Origin of the sequence: Bacteroides sp. 14(A), from assembly GCF_000526555.1 — a bacterium.
In the GTDB taxonomy this organism is placed as follows: domain Bacteria; phylum Bacteroidota; class Bacteroidia; order Bacteroidales; family Bacteroidaceae; genus Bacteroides; species Bacteroides cellulosilyticus.
The window spans coordinates 2815914-2839370 of record NZ_JAGH01000002.1 but is presented as its reverse complement, the minus strand read 5'-3'; the positions used below and the strand labels follow the sequence as shown (position 1 = coordinate 2839370).

The 23457-nt window shown below is 40.0% G+C and carries 9 protein-coding genes; 6 read left to right on the top strand and 3 right to left on the bottom strand.

The window, feature by feature from the left end; genetic code table 11:
* The first annotated feature begins 114 nt into the window (after positions 1 to 114).
* The 5 genes from K429_RS0118270 to K429_RS0118250 all read left to right on the top strand — a co-directional run bounded on the left by K429_RS0118270 (position 115) and on the right by K429_RS0118250 (position 11348).
* Positions 115 to 3090 (top strand): DUF4982 domain-containing protein, encoded by a 2976-nt coding sequence (locus tag K429_RS0118270; RefSeq protein WP_026367838.1) that lies wholly within the window; start codon positions 115 to 117, stop codon positions 3088 to 3090.
* 111 nt (positions 3091 to 3201) lie between these two features.
* On the top strand, positions 3202 to 5184 hold the full coding sequence (locus K429_RS0118265) for a rhamnogalacturonan lyase (RefSeq protein ID WP_026367837.1): 1983 nt from the start codon (positions 3202 to 3204) through the stop codon (positions 5182 to 5184).
* Between the two features lie 28 nt (positions 5185 to 5212).
* Positions 5213 to 6619: a glycoside hydrolase family 105 protein gene (locus K429_RS0118260; protein WP_026367836.1), complete on the top strand. Its 1407-nt coding sequence runs from the start codon at positions 5213 to 5215 to the stop codon at positions 6617 to 6619.
* Between the two features lie 22 nt (positions 6620 to 6641).
* On the top strand, positions 6642 to 6956 hold the full coding sequence (rhaM, locus tag K429_RS0118255; RefSeq protein WP_007215425.1) for an L-rhamnose mutarotase: 315 nt from the start codon (positions 6642 to 6644) through the stop codon (positions 6954 to 6956).
* Between the two features lie 75 nt (positions 6957 to 7031).
* Positions 7032 to 11348, top strand: a complete 4317-nt coding sequence (locus K429_RS0118250; protein WP_026367835.1) for a hybrid sensor histidine kinase/response regulator transcription factor — start codon at positions 7032 to 7034, stop codon at positions 11346 to 11348.
* A gap of 175 nt (positions 11349 to 11523) precedes the next feature.
* Here the strand turns inward: K429_RS0118250 and K429_RS0118245 are convergent, their stop codons facing one another.
* From K429_RS0118245 to K429_RS0118235, 3 genes are read right to left on the bottom strand one after another with little or no spacing between them, the layout of a single operon-like run.
* Positions 11524 to 14370, bottom strand: coding sequence for a carbohydrate-binding protein (locus K429_RS0118245; protein ID WP_026367834.1), 2847 nt, complete (start codon positions 14368 to 14370; stop codon positions 11524 to 11526).
* A 56-nt stretch (positions 14371 to 14426) separates the two neighbouring features.
* Complete coding sequence (locus K429_RS0118240) at positions 14427 to 17075, bottom strand: TIM-barrel domain-containing protein (protein ID WP_007215422.1); 2649 nt, start codon at positions 17073 to 17075, stop codon at positions 14427 to 14429.
* Between the two features lie 22 nt (positions 17076 to 17097).
* Positions 17098 to 18483: a glycoside hydrolase family 28 protein gene (locus K429_RS0118235; protein WP_007215421.1), complete on the bottom strand. Its 1386-nt coding sequence runs from the start codon at positions 18481 to 18483 to the stop codon at positions 17098 to 17100.
* Between the two features lie 173 nt (positions 18484 to 18656).
* Between K429_RS0118235 and K429_RS0118230 the strand changes: the two genes are divergently transcribed.
* Positions 18657 to 22937 (top strand): hybrid sensor histidine kinase/response regulator transcription factor, encoded by a 4281-nt coding sequence (locus tag K429_RS0118230; RefSeq protein ID WP_026367833.1) that lies wholly within the window; start codon positions 18657 to 18659, stop codon positions 22935 to 22937.
* The last annotated feature ends 520 nt before the right edge of the window (positions 22938 to 23457 follow it).

Here is a 23457-nt window from a genome sequence, read left to right as displayed (position 1 = left end):
CAGACAAACGAGTTTTGGGAGTAAATACCCAGAACTCGTTTTATTTTATTATGCATAGTGAGGAATAATATATTTTACCGTACTTTTGTATTCTAATCAAAAAGAGATAAAACTATGAAACACTTATTTTCCATATTTTTGCTGACCTTTCTATGGACAAGTTTACATGCGGCAGCTTCCGAATCACGGGATAAATATAATTTCAATTCAGGTTGGTTACTATCCGTAGGAGATAAATCCGGCGCAGAAAAAATAAATTATGCGGATGCGGATTGGAAAGAAGTGACATTACCTTATGCTTTCAATGAAAACGAAGCTTTCCGACTGAGCATCGAACAACTGACAGATACCATCGTATGGTATCGGAAACATTTTCGCCTCCCCGCAAACAATCACCAGAAAAAAGTCTTTATCGAATTTGAAGGTGTACGTCAGGGTGCTGATTTCTATATCAATGGCAAATACATCGGCTTCCACGAGAACGGAGTTATGGCCGTCGGTTTCGACCTGACACCTCATATAAAATATGGACAGGAAAATGTAATCGCCATCCGCATTGACAATAACTGGGATTACAAAGAACGGAATACGGATACCAAGTATCAGTGGAACAACCGGAACTTCAATGCCAATTATGGTGGGATACCTAAAAATGTATGGTTGCACGTCACGGATAAACTCTATCAAACCCTCCCCTTATATAGCAATCTGAAAACAACAGGCGTATATGTATATGCTGACGATATCCATGTGAAGTCGCGCAAGGCAACCATTCATGCGGAATCTCAAATAAAAAATGAACATCGGAAGAATAAGCTTGTCTCCTACCAAGTGGAAGTGATAGACCGGGACAAAAATACAGTGAAGACTTTTTCCTGTGAACCGGTGTTGGTGAAACCCGGAGAAACCGCTACACTGAAAGCGGCGGCAGAAGTGGAAAAACTGCACTTCTGGAGTTGGGGTTACGGATATCTTTATACAATAAAGACCAGTCTGTGGGTAGATAATAAGAAAGTAGATGAAGTATCCACCCGCACAGGGTTTCGCAAGACGCGCTTCGGTGATGGTAAAATCTGGCTGAACGACCGTGTACTGCAAATGAAAGGTTTCGCACAACGAACCAGCAACGAGTGGCCGGGAGTAGGTATGAGCATACCGGCTTGGTTAAGCGATTACAGCAATGGATTAATGACAGCATGTAATGCCAATCTGGTTCGCTGGATGCACGTCACCCCTTGGAAACAGGACGTTGAATCGTGCGACCGTGTAGGGCTGATTCAAGCTATGCCGGCAGGTGACGCTGAAAAGGACTGTGTCGGCAGGCAATGGGAGCAACGAAAAGAACTGATGCGCGATGCTATCATATACAATCGTAACAATCCGAGCATCCTTTTCTATGAATCGGGAAATGAATCCATCAGCCGTGAGCATATGTTGGAAATGAAAGCCATACGTGACGAATATGATCCGTACGGCGGACGAGCCATCGGATCGCGCGAGATGCTGGATATACGGGAAGCTGAATATGGCGGTGAAATGCTTTACATCAACAAAAGTGCCCATCACCCCATGTGGGCTATGGAATACAGCCGTGACGAAGGACTGCGCAAGTATTGGGATGAATACAGCTATCCTTACCATAAAGAAGGTGCCGGACCACTGTACCGTGGAAAGGATGCAAGCGACTACAACCATAATCAGGACATGCTGGCTGTTGAAAATATACGCCGCTGGTTCGACTATTGGCAGGAACGTCCGGGGACAGGTACACGTATTAGTTCAGGTGGAGTGAAAATTATCTTCTCGGATACAAATACCCACTTCCGGGGTGAAGAAAACTATCGTCGCAGCGGAGTGACAGATGCCATGCGTATTCCAAAGGATGCATTTTATGCCCATCAGGTGATGTGGGACGGTTGGGTAGATATAGAGCAGCCGCGCATTCACATCATCGGACATTGGAACTACAAAGAAGATGTAATAAAACCGGTATATGTGGTTTCCGGTGCTGATAAAGTAGAACTTTTCCTGAACGGAAAATCTCTGGGAGAAGGTGAACGGGAATATCATTTCCTGTATACTTTCAAAGATGTACAGTTCGAAACAGGAAAGCTGGAAGCCATAGGCTATGATGAAACAGGCAAAGAATGTTGCCGTACGGAACTCCAAACGGCAGGAAAACCGGAAGAAATCAGACTGACTTTTGTTCAGAGCCCTGACGGATGGAAAGCGGACGGTGCAGACATGGTGTTGCTTCAGGTAGAAGTTATGGATAAGCATGGAAGACGTTGCCCGTTAGCCAATGATCTGATACATTTTGAAGTGGAAGGCCCTGCCGAATGGTGTGGCGGTATCGCACAAGGAAAAGACAACTATATTCTTTCAAAAGATTTGCCCGTAGAATGTGGCATCAACCGTGCCCTGCTCCGCTCTCTGACTACCGCAGGAAAAGTCCGCATAACAGCGAAAGCAGATGGCTTGAAACCAGCAGAAATCAGTCTTTCATCCTTACCGGTAGAAATGAAAGACGGGCTAAGCAAATATATCCCCGGAAACGAACTGGAAGGCTGGTTAACCCGCGGAGAAACTCCACTCACACCTTCTTACAAAGATACCAAGGTAGATATTGCCGTTTTATCCGCCGTGGCAGGTGCCAATAATGAAGATGCCGTCCATAGCTTTGATGATAATGAACTGAGCGAATGGAAAAATGACGGTAAAGTAAACACTGCCTGGATTACTTATCATCTGGAGCGTGCTGCACGGGTAGATGAAGTGTGTCTGAAACTAACCGGGTGGCGTATGCGCAGCTACCCGCTGGAAATTTATGCAGGTGACGAACTGATCTGGAGTGGAGAAACTGCAAAAAGTCTGGGATATGTCCATCTGAAAGTGAAGCCTGTATTAACCGACGAGATTACCGTCCGTCTGAAGGGAGCCAGCAAAGAAGGAGATGCTTTCGGACAAATTGTAGAAGTAGCTGCTCCTGTTGCCAATGAACTGGATCTATTCAAAGCCAAGAATGGGGATAAAGCTAACCACGAGTTACGTATCGTTGAGATTGAGTTTAAGGAAAATCTATGGCAATAAATTCTAAGATGAGCCGATAATTGTACGATATTCCATAAATATTGCATATTAGTCCATGGAAAGATCCCGTATGAAGTCGTAATTTTGCAACTAATGAGAACTACAAGTATTATGAAAAAACCTTCTTTAAAATTCTTGATAAGTATTGCAGCAATTACAGTGATCTCCATCGGAGTATCCGGTGCCCTGACTGCACCAAAATACAAAATAGCGGCTAATGCTCCGGCTTATGACTATTCGAAGCTGCAAAAGGAAAAGCTGGGAAGAGGTGTGGTAGCTATCCGCGAAAACCAGTCAGAAGTAGCTGTTTCCTGGCGATATCTCTCTTCCGATCCGGTAAACACCTCTTTCAACCTCTATCGTGACGGAAAGAAAGTAGCTGAAGTACCTGCCACAACAGGAACCTTTTATCGGGATACATATGAAAGTAAGAAAGCAGCCACTTATACCATAAAACCAGTTGTGGACGGTGCAGAAACCGGACACATCGAAGGTAGCTACACCTTGCCTGCCAACGCACCGACAGGCTATATCAATATTCCTCTTGATCCTCCGACAGATAGCACAACTCCTGCGGGACAGAAATATACCTATATTCCCAACGACGCTTCCATCGGAGATGTAGATGGCAACGGAGAATATGAGATCATTCTCAAATGGGACCCTACAAATGCTCATGACAATGCCCACGACGGGTATACAGGCAATGTATTCTTTGATTGCTACCGTCTAACCGGTGAAAGACTCTGGCGCATTGATATGGGACGCAATATCCGTGCAGGTGCACACTACACCCAGTTCATGGTTTATGACTTCGATGGGGACGGACGTGCCGAAATCATCATGAAAACTTCCGACGGCACTATTGATGGCCAGGGAAATATCATCGGAGATGCCTCTGCCGATTATCGTGAACCAGGGGACCCTACACAACCCACCGGCGGCGACTTCGATAAAGAAGATCCCCGCGGTAAACCACGCCAGGGAGATCCTTTGCGCAATCAGGGACGTATCCTGACAGGCAATGAATACCTCACCGTCTTCAATGGACTTACAGGAGCAGCCATGAAGACAATCGACTATATTCCCGAACGCGGACAACTGGAAGATTGGGGAGATAACCGTGCCAATCGTAGCGACCGTTTCCTGGCAGCCGTGGCTTATCTGGATGGTGTTCATCCCAGTGCAATCATGTGTCGCGGATATTATACACGTGCAGTACTTGCCGCTTTCGATTGGAATGGAAAAGAACTAAAGCAACGTTGGGTATTCGATAGTAACACTCCCGGAAATGAAGCTTATGCAGGTCAAGGCAATCACAATCTTCGTGTAGGCGATGTAGATGGAGACGGATGTGATGAAATCATCTACGGTTCCTGCGCTATTGATAATAATGGTAAAGGGCTTTATTCCACCGGAATGGGACACGGGGATGCCATACATCTGACGAAATTCTCCCCTACAATGAAAGGACTCCAGGTATGGGATTGCCACGAAAATAAAAGAGACGGCTCAAGTTTCCGTGATGCGGCAACGGGCAAGGTTTTGTTCCAGGTAAAAAGTGGTACAGATGTAGGACGTTGTATGGCAGCTGATATCGACCCGACGAATCCGGGTGTGGAAATGTGGTCGTGGGAATCGAAAGGACTACGTAATATTAAAGGAGAAGTAATCAATCCGGATATAGAAAGCTTTTCCACCAACATGGCTGTATGGTGGGATGGAGATCTGCTTCGTGAATTGCTGGATAAGAATGTAGTTTCCAAATACGACTGGAAAGCCGGCGTTTGCAAACCACTGGCTACTTTCACCGGAGCCGCATCAAACAGCGGCACCAAAGCAACTCCCTGTCTGCAAGGCGACATTATCGGTGACTGGCGTGAGGAAGTTCTCCTCCGCACGGAAGACAACACCGCTCTCCGTCTTTATGTCTCTCCGATAGTCACTGATTACCGCTTCCATACTTTCCTGGAAGATCCGGTGTATCGTATCAGCATTGCCACACAGAACGTAGCTTACAACCAGCCTACCCAACCCGGTTTCTATTTCGGTCCGGACCTGAAAGGGTGGTTCAGAGGATATAATTTTAAGTAATAACCCAAAAGATAAAGAACTATAAGTTATGAATATTAAGACTCTTTGCCTAACAGGTGCCTTGTTGTTAACCGGTATCAGTATCTACGCCCAGAAAAAGAAAGAAGTAATAAATGACTCCAACACTCCGTTGCATCTATTACAACCGGCTTACAAAGTCCCTTATAAAGAACTTACGACTACAGAAATAAAGACAGACATCGACCGCATACTCCGCTATCTGGAAAAGAACACTCCTACCCGCGTTGTTAGTAAAAAGACCGGAAAGGTAATCACAGATTACAAGAACCTACCGGCTGATGCACAGCTGGAACGAGGCGCTTTCCGCCTTGCCAGTTATGAATGGGGAGTTACGTACTCTGCCATGATGGCCGCTGCCAAAGCTACGGGAGACGCCAACTACATGAAATACGTCACTGACCGATTTAATTTCCTTGCAGAAGTAGCGCCGCATTTCCGGGAATTACAAGAGAAAAGTGGTCAGGTTGATCCGCAAATGAAACAAATTCTGACTCCCCATGCCCTCGATGATGCCGGAGCCGTATGTGCAGCCATGATCAAAGCCCAATTACAAGATCAATCTCTCAATCTCTATCCTTTGATAGACAATTACCTCGACTTTATCTTGAACAAGGAATACCGCCTTGCCGACGGAACTTTCGCCCGTATCCGTCCCCAATACAATACATTGTGGCTGGACGATATGTTTATGGGGGTTCCGCCTGTTGCCTGGTATTCTAAATTGGCCAAAGACAATAAGCCCAATTACCTTGCAGAAGCTACCAGGCAGATATTCCAGTTTGTAGAACGGATGTGGGTACCGGAAAAGAAACTATTCCGCCACGGTTGGGTAGAAGGTATGCAAGATCACCCGGCTTTCCATTGGGGACGTGCCAATGGCTGGGCTTTGCTCACCATGACCGAAGTACTGGACGTAATGCCGGAAAATTATCCTCAGCGTGCAAAACTCATGGAGCTGTTTCGCGAACATGTTCGTGGTTTAGCTGCCTGCCAAAGTGGAGAAGGACTCTGGCATCAGTTATTGGACCGGAATGACTCTTATCTGGAAACTTCAGCAACAGCCATCTATGTATATTGCATCGCCCATGCCATCAACCAGGGATGGCTGGATGCAATGGCCTACGGCCCGGTTGCTCAATTGGGTTGGCAAGCCGTCTCCACACAGATCAATGCAGAAGGACAGGTGGAAGGAACTTGTGTAGGCACCGGCATGGCATTCGATCCGGCTTTCTATTATTATCGTCCGGTCAATGTGTATGCTGCGCACGGCTATGGTCCTGTGATCTGGGCAGGTGCCGAAATGATCAATTTGCTAAATAAACAACATCCGAAGATGAATGACAGCGCCATTCAGTTCTACCGTACCGAACAGAAAACACAAGAACCGATTTTCAGTGTGACCGATTCCAATTAGCTCACTATAAACCAAAGTTACCATGAAAAGAGAAGCATTCAAAATGTTCCTGAAATCCGGCTACGAAAAGGAATATGAAAGAAGACATGCGGCCATCTGGCCGGAATTGAAAAAGATGTTGTCCGACGGTGGAGTGTATGATTACTCCATCTACTGGGACAAAGAAACCAACATCCTCTTTGCCTGCCAGAAAACGAAAGGCGAAGAATCCTCGCAAGATATGGGTGCCAACCCTATTGTACAAAAATGGTGGGACTATATGGCAGATATCATGAAGGTGAATCCCGACAATTCTCCGGTAACCATACCCCTGCCTGAAGTGTTCCACATGGATTAAAAAACAAAAGTGCATTGATAGTCTGTTACAATGCACTTTTTCCGTATTTTTGTTTCGCACTAAAATCTATGAAGTATGAAAAAGCATATCCTGCTTACGTGTGTATCTTTGTTAGTTAGCCTCCTTAGTATTTCTGCATCCATCGAAGTGCGCTCTACGCACATGACAACCACAGACGGACTGGCCAACAATTCCATCTGTTACATATTCCAGGATAGCAAAGGATTTATCTGGATGGGAACCCTGAATGGTCTCAGCCGCTACGATGGTAATTCATTTGTCACTTTCCTCCCGGAAAGCGAATCCGGTAACAACCGGATCTCCTTGTCGACCAATCACGCCAGAACCATCAGCGAGGATAAGAATGGTTTCCTGTGGATAGAAACTTCCGGAGAATTCTTCAATTGCTACGATCTAAGAAAAGATTGTTTCGTAGATTTCACCGGCTGTGGCGAATACAGACAAAACTACGACCGCAAGGCAGAAGCCGCCAATGGTGACGTATGGCTATGGAACAGCCGAAACGGCTGCCGGCGGGTGACTTATCAAAACGAAGCATTTTCTTCCGTCAGTTTTAGAAAATCTTTAGGCAATCTTCCCTCAGACAGTGTCGCTTATGTATACCCGGATGAGCAGGGAAATATCTGGATAGGTACCGATTGTGGCGTAGTGCAGGTAACCGGTGATAAGACTATCCTGGTTGAAAAGCGCAATACTTTTGCCGCACAATCTTTCGGAAAAGATATCTTTTTCCTGTCAACAAACGGTATCATCTCTAAAAAAGAAGAAAACAAGCCAAGCGTAACAGTTGCCCATTTACAAAAAGAGAAAAGTGCCTTGACCATATACGGCACGCTTTGTCTGCAAGATGACTGGATTATATTCACTTCGAACGGAGGATACCTGTTCAATACAAAAACAAACCGAATCCACCGTCAGGCAGAATTGGACATTAAAAACGGAAATGTCCTGACGGACAATCTCGGTAACTTCTGGATCTATAACAATACCGGTAAGGTGTGGTATGTCAACTCGAAGACCCGCGCCCTCAAGACTCTTCAACTCTCCACTCCCGACAAATTAAACTACGTGGATATGGAACGATATCACGTAGTACACGATTCCCGAGGCATCATCTGGATATCCACCTATGGCAACGGACTGTTTGCCTACGATACCCTTACAGAAGAACTCCAACATTTCGACTTTCAGATTGACGGCTTCAGCCATATCAGTTCCAATTATCTGCAATATCTCATGGAAGATAGTTCAGGTGCTATCTGGGTTAGTTCCGAATATGCCGGAATAGCGCGCCTGACGATTTTAAATGAAGGAATAAAGCGCATTTTTCCGGAGGCAGTCTCTTTGTCAGACCGTTCAAATACCGTACGTATGATTACCCGGTTAAAAAATGATGATATTTGCATTGGTACCCGGGGCGGAGGAGTCATTGTCTATGATCCGCAAATGAAGACACAGAAAAAGAAACTTCATTTCAACTCCAATATTTATGCGATAGCCGAAGATAATGAAGGAACCGTATGGATGGGAAGTCGTGGCGAGGGTCTTCGCATTGGTGATAAATGGTATACCAACCAATCCGGGAATGCTTCATCCATCAGCAATAATAATATCTTCATCTTATACTGCGACCAGAAAGGGAGAATGTGGATAGGAACTTTCGGAGGCGGACTGGATTTAGCCGTCAAAGGTGAAAACGGATATACCTTCCGGCATTTTCTGAACAAAAGTTTCGGACAGCGACGAACACGCGCCATCATGGAAGATAAAAACGGATGGATGTGGATAGGAAACAGTGACGGAGTATCTGTGTTTCATCCGGACTCTCTGATAGCCAATTCCACGAACTACCTGACCTACAATTACAATAATGGGAAACTACTCAGCAATGAGATAAAATGTATCTATCAGGACACTAAAGGCCGAATATGGATCGGTACATCAGGCGGCGGCTTAAGCATGTGTACCCCGGATAATGGCTATAAGAATTTGGAATTCAAACATTATGATACCAACAATGGATTGGTAAACAACATGGTTCAGGCTATTGCAGAAGACAGGCAAGGAAAACTGTGGATCGCAACCGAATATGGTATTTCACGCTTCACTCCTGAAACGCAGGCTTTCGAAAACTTCTTCTCCTCGGCTTATACACTGGGAGATGTATATAGTGACAATAGTTCATGCGTCAGTAAAGATGGCAGTTTACTATTTGGTACCAACTACGGATTACTGGTAATCAACCCCGGACAAACAGGAATTAATTTTGCTCTCAATCCGGTGGTTACTTTCACTAATCTGCAAGTCAACGGAATATCCATGCGCCCGGGAGATACTGATTCACCGTTAAACAGAGCCATGATGTACACAGATGAAATAGAATTGAAGTATTTTCAAAGATCATTCGTAATAGATTTCACGACATTCGATTATTCGAAAATAAACAGTTATACCTATACTTATCGTTTAGAGAATTATGATAAAGAATGGAGTAAACCCTCTCCGCTCAGCTTTGCATCTTACAAAAACCTACCACCGGGTAAGTACAGTCTGCATGTAAAAGTCTGCAATGCTACCGGCATCTCAGGCGATCAGGAGGCCGTTCTGAAAATTACAATAGCTCCTCCCTTTTGGCAAACATCCTGGGCATTCCTCATTTATACCCTATTGTTTATTGTTGCGCTTTACATCACCTACAAGTTAGTGCGTGATTTCAATCTTTTGCGTAATAAAGTGCAGGTAGAAAAGCAACTGACGGAATATAAGCTTGTATTCTTTACAAATATCTCACATGAATTCCGTACTCCCCTGACCTTAATACAAGGAGCGTTAGAAAAAATACAAAGTATAGACAAAGTTCCCAAGGAAATGACCAATTCACTGAAAGTCATGAATAAAAGTACACAACGTATGTTGCGCCTGATTAATCAGTTATTGGAATTCAGAAAAATGCAAAACAACAAACTGGCCCTTTCTTTGGAAGAAACAGATGTCATGGGCTTCCTTCATGAGATATTTTTAAGTTTTAAGGACACAGCGGCCTCTAAAAACATGGATTTCCGTTTCCAACCTTCGGTAGCTTCCTATAAAATGTTTATCGACAAAGGAAATCTGGACAAGGTGGTTTATAATTTATTGTCCAATGCTTTCAAATATACTCCAAGCAATGGTAAAGTCACACTTTCAGCCATAGTGGACGAGCATAAGAAATGTCTGGAAATTTCCGTAGCAGACACAGGAATAGGCATTGCCAAAGAGAAACGGGGAGAACTGTTCAAACGTTTCATGCAAAGCAACTTCTCAAGTAACAGCACCGGAATAGGATTGCACCTGACACACGAACTTGTAAATGTTCATAAAGGCAGCATTACTTACGATGAGAATCAGGGGGGAGGATCTGTTTTCACGGTTTCACTCCCCACCGACACCAGTGTATATGAAGAGAAAGACTTCCTGATTCCTCACGATGCCTTTCTGGAAGAAAAGGCATATCGGCAGGAAAGCTATGAAGAGGAAAACATTCCGGACGTAGATATTGCAGAGGAAAAAACTCCTTCAAATCAGTACAAACTGTTGATCATCGAGGATGACAACGATGTACGTGAGTTCCTGAAAGAAGAGTTCAAACCTTATTTTGAGGTGGTAACTGAAACGGACGGACTTTCAGGCTTAGAACGCGCACGTACTTACGATGCTGATCTCATCATCTGCGACGTATTGATGCCGGGGCTTACGGGATTCGAAGTCACCCGCAAACTTAAAAATGATTTCGATACCAGTCATATACCTATTATATTATTAACGGCTATGAGTTCAGCGGAAAATCACCTGAAAGGCGTGGAAAGCGGAGCGGATGCATATATCACCAAACCATTCAGTCCCAAGCTATTACTGGCAAGAGCATTCCAACTGATAAAGCAACGTGAAAAGTTACGAAAGAAATTCTCGGATGATCCGGGAATGATAACTCCTGCTATCTGTACGTCAGAGAAAGACAAACAATTTGCCGATAAGCTTCAGGCTATTCTGGAAGAACAGATTAGTAACAGTGAATTCGCCGTAGATGACCTTGCTTCAGTAATGGGACTGGGGCGTTCAACCTTTTATCGCAAGGTACGTGGAATAACCGGTTATTCCCCCAATGAATACATGCGTATCATCCGCATGAAGAAAGCTGCCGAACTTTTACTTGAAAATCGTTATACAGTGGCAGAGGTATCTTACAAGATAGGTATCGAAGACCCATTCTATTTCAGTAAATGCTTCAAGAAACAGTTCGGAGTATCTCCATCCGTATATTTACGCGGTAAGAATGATCCGGAAGAAAAGGAAAATGATGATAAAGAAGAAGAGACTTTTGAGCAAGAATGAATATAGAAATCCCGGGATTTAAAACTTCCCGGGATTTTCCATCTAAGAATAAATTAATTATTCGCTATCTTAACAAGCATCGATTAGACATATTTAAATATTTCCGTATCTTCTCAATCTATACTTTTTATTTCCTTCAATCTCTCTCAAAAAATCTCATCATACATATATTCTGTTATTTAAAACGAATCCAATCAATATTCATTAAATTATCAGAGCTATTTCCATAAAAGCGTAAAACGACATTATGAATATCCGTAATTTTTCCCACCGGGCATTCTAGCTCCACCCATACTTCCTCTCCACCTGTAGCAGGAACCTTACAATTACCAACTACTGTACCTGATGTATCATCAAGTACAACTTCTATCTCAGAATTTTCAGATAAACCAGAAACTCTAATTTTTAATTGAGTAGCCCCTTTTTTCCCAAAATCAATATTAGAGAATTGAATATAATCGAAATTATTACAGGAGGTCACATATCTATTTCCCTTATTGGACTGCACAATACTAGTTCCTGCCAACTTATCTGCATTTTCAGCCTCCATAGTCTCATATGGAGACATTTGATTTATTGAAGAGTTAGAAATCACACCAGTTACAGGTTTCACTGGTATAGGAATTACCTTCTTTTCAGGTGTACCTTTTACCACTATACGTATCCCTTTTTCTGTAATCTTTCCATTCCATCTAACCGCTATCTCTTTCGCATAGCCCGAGCCTATTCGTGTAAAAGGATATTTTTTGCCATTAATCGTTACAGAAATATTTTCTTCAAAATTATCTGATAAATATAAAGTACTTACAGGCATTGGACTCTCCGTCCGAATCACGATTTCCCTATCTTGCATATATTCACCGCTTTCCTTACAATCTATATAACCGTAACCTTCCGGAGAAATGAACATTGCATTTTTCATTTCATGATTCATCGTTTTAGGAATAATTGGTTTTATCCACAATTCTTTACTACGAAAATCGCGATGAAACCCTACAATATCATAATAATTTCTCCACATAGCAGGAATACTTATATATTGCTTTTTACTCTTTATATTTGTCGATACCCATTTCGGTTCATTCACAAGAGGCAAAATATTCAATGGATGATCAAAAACTCTGTTACGATCCAAATACTGTCGCAAATAGGAATCTTTCTGCATGGCATGCCATTGATCTAATCGACCAGTATTAAGTAATAATCCCCCATAATGGGCTAAAATATAAGGACTCCATTCGTCATAAGTACCTTCCGGATATCCAAGTCCACGATAATAAGGATAATAATAATTCTCCAATTTACTTAATATAAAATCTGTATCTTCCGCTTTCCATATTTCTCCTAATTTCAGATGAAAAGCCAACCACTGCCCGGCAAATATTGATTCGCAATGCTTACCTGCCACAAATTGTCCATCTCTGATATAACGATTATGAAAAGAATTCACTACCATCTTATACGCATTCTCATATAATTTTACTAAATCAGCCTCCCCTTTTTCACCTGCCAGTTGTATCATCATCTTATAAGCAACAGCTGAAAGATTAGAATTATACGGATCTGGATTTCCTCCGGCATCATAAGAGTTCTCTGATCCATCGAATGTAAATGGATACTTAGTACTGCCATATTGTTCTACCTGATCAAGGATTCGTTGCGCAGCCTTTTTAACATACGGCCATAATAAATCAAATTGCTTACGGTCAGCTGTCGCCCGGTAAATCTCAAAAACAGATATAATAAAACCACAATTCAAATCAACCCATTTCTGAATATTTCTATAATCTATATGCTCTGTATCATCCCAAGAAACAAGGATTGATCTTTTTTCCCGCTCTTTACCTACGCTCATTACATTAAAATCATGATGTATCTGTCCATTTTTCATCTGCGTTCTAGCCCAATAAGCTAATTCCTGCCATGCATAATAGGGAATCAACATATACATAATCTGCCTTGCCAACCACATTTGATCCATCGTACCAAAGCAAGTCCATTGTCCTTCAGCAAAAGCTACCCTCCCATCTTTTTTATACATTGAATTAGTCACAACATTAACCAAAGTATTCAACGTCTGATTTTTTAGCCAACCGGGTAAATTAGAAGCCCGCATTCCTGTTACCAGCTTTTCTGCATTATATTTCAATTTAGAAAATACCTTTAAACCATGTTCAGCAATCGCTCTCGGAGTTTTGTACAAATTCTTATAATAACCAATTTCAGGGTCAGTACGATCATACCAAGCCACCACAAAATATATTTTCTGAGTTTCATGTGGCAACAGGTTCATTTTTACAGCAACCTTGCCTGTATGTGCCTGTTCTTGCGAGGAAGAACAAACACCGCTCCTCAAAAAACGGTTTTCCTTGTCATCGCCTACTGATACACCTGCCTTGGAATGACTAGTTTTCACCAAGATACTCCATTCATCACTATAGATTCCTTTTGCCGGTAAAGAGAAAAATGGAGCACTTTCACTATTCCATTTGAGAGCAAAAGCAGAAATAACTTCCGAACTTTCCATATTGGTAAGGCTAATCTCATATAAAGCATAAGGAAGATGCATATTCGTATAATCCTTATTATCTAAAGGTGAGATTCCTGTTAATTCGATTCTCACTCCATTAACAGAGCCGAAATCAACTTTATGCAAAGGCCAAATAGCATCATCATTTGGTCTTCCATGGGTAAGAATTGCTTTTAAAATATTCCTCGTCTCTATTTGCCCATTCCGGTTTGTAAAAAGTTGGAATTGTGCGTCTGCTACATTCTTGAAATCGTAGGCATCAGCTGGTGGAACAGTCATCGCTGAGAATGTTCCGGTATTCGCATCAAACTTAATAGCCCCGCACCCAAACCCTCCAAGCGGTGTTCCTGTAGTACCATTTACGATTTGTTCATCAAATGAAAAAAAAGAGTTATTATTGACATTAATACTATCACTAGCCAAAGCATTAATGGAATTAATTAAAAAGAGTTGTATTAGAAGTAATACCGAGTAATAACATTTTATATTCATATCATCGATCTATATTAAGTAATTAAAAATTTATAGCAAAACGATTCAGAGCCACCTTATTTTATCTTGAGCTTTGTAGCCTTGCCATTGTACGAGACAGTCACTCCAGAAGAAGAGGTAGAGATTCCAACTCCTGATTGTGGAGAAACCAGAACGATGTTAAAGGTTCTTTTTCCCTTCATGCCAGGAAATACTCCTTTTCTTTTGCCTATCTCCAATTCTTTTTTCGCATCATTCCAGTTTAATTCAATTGTACTGAATTGTCCCTTCTCATAATTATAGTTATTGCCTTCATCTTCATAAATCATAAATGAGGCATCCGCTCCGGGATAAATACGAATTTCTAATGATTCATTTTCTCCCTCCTCCTGAGAGGTATATTGCTTTACCGGACCAAATGGAATAATCGAGCCAGCCTTAACAAACAAAGGTATTTTTTCCATATCAACATCTATATCAACACTTTGTCCTCCTTGGTATTTCCCTCCACGCCAAAAATCAATCCAACCAGCAGCATAATCAGGAAGATATGTATTCCATTTACTTACATTTGCTTTAGTAACCGGAGCAACTAACAATGAAGGCCCAAACATAAACTGATGATTTTGTTCCAAAGCTTTCCTATCATTTGAAAAATCCATCACTAGCGGACGCATCAAAGTAGAACCCGAGAAAAAAATTTCTGCATTTTGAGAATAAATATACGGAAGCATACGGTATCTCAAATCCAAGTATTGAGCAACAATACCTTCTACCTTGTCCCCATAACGCCAAGGTTCCGTGTTGCTTTTATAGCCATGTACTCGCATCAATGGGAAGAAAGTTCCCGCTTGGACCCAACGAATAAACATCTCATGATATTCAGGACTGGTATACTGGTTACGAGGTCGGAAAAATCCACCGGCATCATAGGTCCACCAAGGTAATCCACTTGCCATTTGCCCCAATCCTCCAGTAATTTGACGGCGCAAAGTTTCCCAATCGTATCCAACATCACCCGACCAAGTAGCTGCAGCATAGCGCTGCATTCCTGAAAATCCACTTCGAGTAAAAATCATGGCTCTTCTTTTCGAATCATCCCGACGTAAGCCTTCATAGATAGTTTTACTAACATATAAAGGATAAACATTTCGGTAAACTTCCCCTGGAATCTGGCCTTTATTGACTCGACGATTCTTTAAATCATCGTTTTCCGGCTCCGTAGCATCTTGCCACCATGCGTCAATACGATAAGGTTTTAATAATTTTTCATTAAAATTCTTCCAATAAAATGCAGCTGCATTGGGATTAAAGAAATCAAGCCACTCGGTACCAGAAATATAATATCCCTTTTCCTCTATTTGCTTACCAAGTGTAGACTTTCTACTCACTTTTGACCATACAGAAAGCATTAATCGCATATTCATGTCATGAAGTTCTTTCACCATTGCAGCTGGATCAGGATATCGGTCCTCATCAAACTGCATAGCATTCCAACCATACTTTCCCCAATATTGCCAATCTTGTACAATCATATCAATTGGTAATTTCCGTTTACGAAACTCTCTGGCATTTTCCAAAAGATCTTCTTGGGTATTATATCTTTCCCGACAGTGGATATACCCTATTGCCCACAATGGCATTAAGGGTGCAGCTCCTGTCAATTCTCGATAACTGGCTATAACTTCATCCCCAACTCCTGCAAATACTGTATAATCTAATGTTTGAGCTACTGGAGAGCGAAATATTGTTTCATCCGTCACTTTACGCCAATATAATAAAGGTTTATCGTTTCGTTCACCTTGTACTTCAATTTCATGTTTTCCTTTCTCTAACTTCACAATCAACGATGTAGTGGGAGGCAGCCAAGTATTGTTAACGTCTATAAGATTTCGGCCGTCTATAGACAGAAAATATTTGCGTGCCATACGTTGCCCAACATCTAATAATAAAGAATAATTTCCCGTTTCCGGCACTGTTAATGAAGCTGTAAACAGGTTTATACGTCTCACTTCCTTTTTATTTCCACTAGTACTTGTAGCATCCACCGTGATTTCTTCCCCATTTTCTGTCCCAGGAATCAGTTTTACATAATCTTCTGCCGGATTAAAATCCGTCAATCCATAATTATTCCATAGCAAACCATATCCTTTACTTGACAAGATAAACGGAATCGAAATCTGGGTATTAACCTGTGTCATGCGCCGGGTCAATCCACGAATGTTAAGATATCCATCCTGAAACTGTCCCGTACCGTAAATATATTCATCCACAGGAGATATGAATTTCTGTTCAGCAACAAAAGTTGGTTCCCCTTGTACAGTTGAGTTAACCATTGACCTCCCCCCAGCTTTCTCCTGTAAAATAACCCGTCCATTTCGATCCTTAAAAGTTAATGCCTCAGTTTGCTTATCAAACATAACCGAAATTCCGTCAAGGGTGAATGATACCTGTTGATCATTTTCCTTTATCTGAGGCTTAGGAGCCTTAACGCTTTCAGTATAAATCAGTTCCTCCACCGGCTCAGAATCTGGTTGACTAAACTGTACACGAATGGAATTTTGATTCAAAGGAATAAGCGTTAACTTCCCTGTTTTCAGTTCCAATTCAATTTTACCAGAAGCAATACGCTTAGCATTTGAGATTATTGTTCCTCCCGCAAAAATATTCTCTACACCCAATATTAAAAGTGCAAAAACAATCAAAAAAACTTTTTCTTTACTCATATTTCCTATTTTTAGTTTATTTTCATTTGTACATTTTTCCATTCACTTTCACATTCTCAAAACGAATGTTATCGGCTCCAATTATTCTATTAATCGTTGATTCCCCAACACCATCAAACACACAATCTTTTATAAAAATGTCCTGTATCTGCGTTTTGTCTTCAAAACCATCCAAATGCAACACGTACTGACTTTTCTTACTTATAATATTTTCCAAATAAATATTATGGAAATAAGGGAGATAGGGGCCTTTCTCTACTCGCCAATATTTCATTTCGATCCCTAAAATAGACTCTTTACATTCACCAACAAAAATATTTCTGACAAATAAGTTCTCTACTTCACCACCTCGTATCGCATTCGATTTGATACGAATAATACGATCCAACTCCGGACTGTCCATCCGGCAATTCTCTACCCACACATTACGGCATCCTCCAGTCACCTCACTACCTATAGCTACTCCCGCATGCCCATCCTTCATACGGCAATTACGCACTATTATATTCTCACTTGGGATATTCCAAAAGCGCCCATCTTCATCGCGCCCTGATTTAATAGCAATACAATCATCACCTGTATCAAAATCACAATCTTCAATCAACACATTATTGCATGACTCCGGATCACAGCCATCATTATTATAACCATGACTTTGCATCTTCACCTTCCTTATTGTTACATTTTCTGACAACAAAGGATGGATCAGCCAAAATGGAGCACGATTAATCGTAAATCCTTCCAGAAGAATATTTTTGCACTTATAGAGATTGATAAATTGAGGTCGTATGCTACTCTTTCCACTAAACACACGTTTGTCAAAAGGAACAGAATCCTCTTTCATTTCATAAAGCAATGTCTTTTCGTTTGTATGCTTACCATCTTTCTGCACCACACCTCGAATTCTCTCATCACAGAACCAATTTGATCTATCAGCTTGCCCATCCATTATACCATTACCGGTAATTGCAATATTTACTTCCTCATAGGCATATATTAGTGGAGAAATATTATAACAGTCAATTCCCTCAAGACGTGTCCGTACCGTATCAAACAGATTATAATCCGTAGTAAACTTAAGCACCGCACTGTCAGCCAAATGTAAATTCACGTTTGATTTTAATCGGATGGGAGCTGTCGGATATATTCCTTTAGGAATAATGACTTTTCCCCCTCCTTGAACTGAGCACTCAGTAATAGCCTGATTTATCGCTTTCGTATATAACGAATCCTTTCCATCATAATAATCTGTAATCACATAATTTTTATCAGGAAACGTAGGAGGTACTATCTGCTCATAAACCTCGATCATTTTATCCCATGGATCCACCTTTTTATAGTAACAGGAAGATAAGGATACAGTAAATACTAATAAGGACACTGACATTTTAATTTTATCCAATCGCATAGCTTTATTTTTAGAATTTAGTGCAAATGTAGGCGGCTACCTCAAGACGTTCTTATACTATTTGTGCGATTGATTACACAAATTGACCATCAACCAATTTCTTGGTTAATTTATATTCAATTAGATTTTTAAATGTATAACTTTGTATCATATTCACCTTTGATTTAATCGATATGAGAGTAAAAATACACCTATTGGTAATATTGTTTTTTTGTATATGGAATACGAAGCTAGTGTCCGCTCAAGGTTTAATCAGTGTTAAACACTATTCTATTGAAGACGGTTTATCGCAAAGTAAGATTCAAAGCATTCTACAAGATAAAGAAGGGTATATCTGGCTGGGCACTTGGAACGGATTGGAGAAATTCGATGGGTATACTTTCAAAAACTATAAATCTTACCCCACAGATAAAGTTAGACTACAACATAATCGATTACAGGATGCTAAAATGGGACATAATAATACTATTTGGTGTGAAACTTATGACTATAAAATATATTTATTTGATATCGCAGCCGAAAGTTATATCGATGTTTTTTCATATCACCCAGATATAAAGCAATGCGAATCAATAAACAAAATGATCCCTCTAGAAAATGGTATACTCTGGGTGATAGGAAATGATGGTAGTCTTTGGCGCATTGACGAAAAAAGATACAAAGAGAAAGAAGGCCTAATATATATTCCTCCATTTTCTGTTCCAGAGCATGGAAATCAAATATATTCAATCGCCCTTGATCAGTATAACAACGAATGGGTATTAACCAATAGAGGACACTGGATTTATGGAAAGAATAAATTGTCTGGTAAAAGAAAATTCAAACATGCTGTCAGAACAGACAAACTTTTTTTTCTGGCGGAAGACACTGGAAAACTAGCTGTTTATAACTCCGATCATCAAATACAAGACATCGAAATTCCACATCCCATCCAATCTTTTTATGAATTATCTCTTTTGCAAGACAAGAAATTAGTACTCACAACCGAACGCGGTATTCTTATTTTTGATTATCTGACAAAATCCTTCCAGTATATAACTATTGATGAAAAAGCAGAACCTGTAAGACCTGAACAAGTATTTCAAGCACGCAATGGAACTTTATGGATGTTCAATGGTCGAGAAAAAGTAATGCAATGCAATATGAATGACGGCGTTATTCATTTTATTGATTATCCTACCACTACTCAACATATAAACAACAGTTTTATTCACGAAGACGACCATGGAACTATCTGGATATTACCTCCCCTTGGCGAACTCTCTTTTTACAATTCCCAAACTCAACGTTTCGAACAAGCTTACTCATACGACAAAGGAAATAAAATTTACTACCAAGCTGTAGGAATGAACTATATGATAAATTCTCATCACAACCTCTGGGCCCGGTGTGGATCAGGATTTGATAAAATATCCTTTTCGAACGGAAGTTCTCAATATATATCCAATACAGATGGTATAGAAGTACGAGGTTTATTCATTGATAGTAATGGGTACTTATGGGTAGCCTCTAAAAATCAAAAAGTAGAAATTTATGATGACAACCAAAACTATTTGGGTAATCTAAGTGCATCCGGAAATATAGCCAAAGACAAACAGCTTTCTCTAGGTGCAGATATCTATTGTTTCTTTGAAGATAAGCAACATAGAATATGGATGGGGAGCAGGAGAAATGGTTTATATGTAGCTACCCAAGGAATAAACGGATATAAATTAACTCAATTCACACATCAACCAAATGACTCAACCAGCATTAATTCCAATTCCATTTACTCCATCTGTGAAGACTTACAAGGGCGTATTTGGATTGGAACATACGGTGGCGGCGTCAATCTTGTTGAAGGAACTTTTCCAAATCTACATTTCATTCACAAAGGAAACAGGTTAAAACTCTACCCAGAAGTTCAATGTTCAAAAGTAAGAACAATGAGATGTACCTCTGATGGCATTATAATGGCAGGAACAATGGATGGTTTATTAACATTCTCTACAAATTTTGAAGAATTAGAGAAGATAATATTTTATCACAATAAAAGTGAAGAGTCACGTTCAGAGAGTTTAAGCAATAATGATGTATTCTATACACTCGAAACCAAATCGAAAGAAATATACGTCATTACATATAGTGGTGGACTTAGTAAAATGATCTCTGATAATTTATTATCAGAACAAATTCAATTCTTTCACTATAATAAAAAGAACGGATTACCTTCGGATATGACCTATTCTATAACAGAAGATAAAAAAGGATATTTATGGATTAGCTTTGAAAACTCTATTTGCAAATTTGATCCAAAGAAGCACCAGTTTGAAAACTATGACCGATTCAACCTTCACACATATTTACCTATTACCGAAGTGCCTTCTGTGTTAGACAATGATGATAAAATGTATATCGGAACCTATGAAGGAACTCTACAGTTAGATTTAAAAAAACTCCAAAAAAGTTCCTTTATTCCACCAATAGTCTTCACAAAAGCTGATATTCGCAAAAACGATAAACTCTCTATCTCATCATCTATTTTAGACAATACGTTAAAGTTAAAAGCCGACGAACGTAATGTATCTATCTCCTTTGCTGCCTTAGATTTTACCAATAAAGAAAAATTAGAATACGCCTATCGACTGAGAGGGGTTAGCGAAAAATGGACCTATATCAACCAAAACCATACAGCCAGTTTTGTCAACTTACCGGCTGGAAACTTTATCTTAGAAGTCAAATCAACCAATGGAGATGGAGTCTGGGTAGAGAATATAACCGCACTCGCCATACACGTAGAACCCACTTTCTGGGAAACTAAATGGGCATGGATGGTTTACGCTTTTCTTATACTGGTAACCATATTTATAGTGTCGGGAATTCTGGTATACACTCTAAATTTAAGAAGAAAAGTAGATTTTGAGCAACAACTTACTAATCTTAAATTACGCTTCTTCACCGATATCTCACATGAACTTCGTACACCGCTCACTCTGATAGCTAATCCTATCGAAGAGGTAATCAATAATGAATCTTTGAGCCAAGAGGGACATGAGAATATGATAACTGCTAAGCGGAATACTGACCGGATGTTAAAGCTTATCAATCAAATACTTGACTTCAGAAAAATACAAAATAACAAAATGAAGTTATATATCGAACAAGTAGATGTTTTACCACTGTTTAAGCAAACATTCGAAAATTTCTCCAGCATAGCACATCAAAAAGATATTCATTTTGAACTAAACTGTCCACAAGAATATCAAACCATTTATACAGATATTGATAAGCTTGAAAAGATACTATTTAATCTGCTATCCAATGCATTCAAATATACACCGAACGGAAAAAATATTCTCATAACAGTTACTTTCGATAAGAATGCCTTGAACTTTAGTATAAAAGATGAGGGGAAAGGATTCGATTTATATCAAATCGATACTCTTTTTAAACGATTTGAGACACTAGGCCAAAAAGATAATAATTTATCAAGTGGCATCGGACTTTCATTAGTGAAAGAATTGGTGCACCTACTACATGGATCTATAAAAGTAGATAGTACTTTAGGTAAAGGAAGTGTTTTCGAAGTATCCCTTCCTATAAACTACGATGCTTTTAAGTCTGATGAAAATATTGAATTTATCATGAATGATAGCCAGCAGACCACTACTTCTTATAAAATTCCAGAAAACACAAGTCCGACAGAAGGTGCAGATAAAAACATTGATATTCTGATAGTTGAAGATAATGAAGAATTAAGGCATTTCCTAGTGAATATGTTGCAAAAGGATTATCGGATACTAGAAGCCGCAGATGGTAAATCCGGACTTGACTTAACAGTTTCAGCGATGCCAGATCTCATTATCAGTGACATTATGATGCCTGTAATGGATGGAATCGAATTATTGGAAGCTGTGAAGAAAAACCATAATATCAGTCACATCCCTTTTATTCTTTTATCCGCTAAAGCATCATTAGATGACCGGATTCAAGGATTAGAATACGGTGCTGACGATTACATAACTAAACCTTTCAGCTCAAGTTATCTGAAAGCAAGAATCAGTTCGCTTTTGAAACAGCGGGATGCACTTAGGAGTCATTTTACAAGAAAATCCGGAGATATTTCTCCTTCAATACCTCAAATAACTCATTTTGATGAAACTTTTATCAACCAGATAGTACAAGCCGTAGAAGAAGGTTTGCAAAATCCTGATTTTAAGATTGAAGACCTTGCCGATAGTATGAATCTAAGTCGGACAGTGTTCTATCGGAAAATCAGGTCATTATTGGGGGTATCTCCCATCGACTTTGTTAGAGATATGAGAATAAAAAGAGCCGTTCAACTATTAGATTCTGAAGCATACACAATATCAGAAGTGGCTTATATGAGCGGATTCTCATCACCTCAATATTTTAATAGAGTATTTAAAAACATAATGAATTGTACCCCCACAGAATATAAGACGAACAAATAATACAAAGAATGAGGTTAAAAACATTATTTGGTCAAATAATACACGTTAGTAAACTAGAAGTGCAAAGTTCCTTTTATACTTTTCTGTAAATTTGCATTAAACATTTAGCGAGATAGTATGCTAAATTTAGTTTTACAACAATAAGTATTATGGAATAGGCTGCTTGTGATAAGTAGCCTATTTCTTTATAGATTTTTCTTTGTTTTCAAATATAAATAGGTTCATAATCAATCCCTAGTTATGAATTCACTATGTCTATTTCTTCTATAAATGGTTCATTTCAACAGTAACTATTTCTTTATTGGGAGTATTATACATATTCTTCATATTGACTGTAAACTCCTTCTTGTCCCTATAAACCATATATTTACAAAAGTCCCAGATTTGATACATTATTCATATTTGAGTAGAGGATTGGGAGAAAACGGAACAGATGGTATCTGTAAACTCCTTCAGGTTATTTACTTTATTACGTGCTGACACGATCTTTGGCTTTTGTAAAAAGCCAATAAAAAAAATA